Source organism: Streptomyces sp. SID3343 (assembly GCF_009865215.1).
Classification (GTDB): Bacteria; Actinomycetota; Actinomycetes; order Streptomycetales; family Streptomycetaceae; genus Embleya.
This window is the reverse complement of sequence record NZ_WWJX01000283.1, coordinates 1-938: the sequence shown is the minus strand read 5'-3', so window position 1 is coordinate 938 and position 938 is coordinate 1. Positions and strand designations below refer to the sequence as shown.

Annotated in this window: 1 protein-coding gene; it reads left to right on the top strand. The window is 71.3% G+C overall.

What is annotated here, in order from left to right:
• Positions 1-79: 79 nt before the first annotated feature.
• Positions 80-938, top strand: an 859-nt coding sequence (locus GT354_RS09770; RefSeq protein WP_161355877.1) for a LysR family transcriptional regulator, incomplete at its 3' end; no start/stop codon positions are given.

Below are 938 nucleotides of genomic sequence, written 5' to 3'. Positions count from 1 at the left end.
GACGGGGTGGGTGGGTCGGTGATGGTGACGGGGTGTCAGAGGCTTGTCGTGACTTGGCCTCGGCCCTACGTTGCCCAGCATGGAACTGGAGCTTCGGCATTTACGGACCATCCGGGCCATCGCCGAGGCGGGCAGCCTCACGCGTGCGTCCGCGGCGCTGGGACTGGCGCAGCCGGCGCTCAGTACCCAGCTCAAGCGCATCGAACGGGCCCTGGGCGGGGCCCTGTTCGAGCGTGGCCGTGACGGTGTGACGCCGACACCGCTGGGGGAACTGGTCTTGGACCGGGCCCGGGTACTGTTGCCCGCCGCCCGCGAACTTCAGGAGGAGGCGGTGCGGTTCGCGAACGGCGCGAACGGCGAGGCGCAGCCCACGTTTCGGCTCGGCGGCACGCACGGGCCGTTGCTGGGCGGTCTCGTCGACCGTCTGGTGGGCGAGTATCCGGCCGGCGCCGTGACCACCTACACGTCGTGGTCGGATCGGACGTTGACCTCGATGGTGGCGAGCGGGCGGCTGGATTACGTACTGGTGGGCACGTGTGGTGAAAGTGGCCCCTCCTCCGAGGACGGCCTCGCCTGGCGTGGCGTCGGTACCGATCCGGTCTTCCTGATGCTCGCCGCCGACCACCCGCTCGCCGGTGAACCCGAGGTCGAACTCGCGCGCTGCGCGGACGAACACTGGGCGGTGGTGCCCGGGGAGGGGTGTTTCGGCGATTGCTTCTCCGCCGCGTGCACCCGGGCGGGTTTCGCGCCGGTGTCGGTCTACGAGACGGATGTCGCCTCGTGCGTGCACCTGGCCGAGGTCGGCCGAGCGGTGGGCCTGTGCCGGGCTACGACGCCGCCGATGCCCGGAATCGTGTGCGTACCGCTGGCAGGCGCGCCGTTGAGTTGGCGCCACCTGATCGGCTGGCATCCGCAGGCTCCGGCCGCCCGCGCGGCGG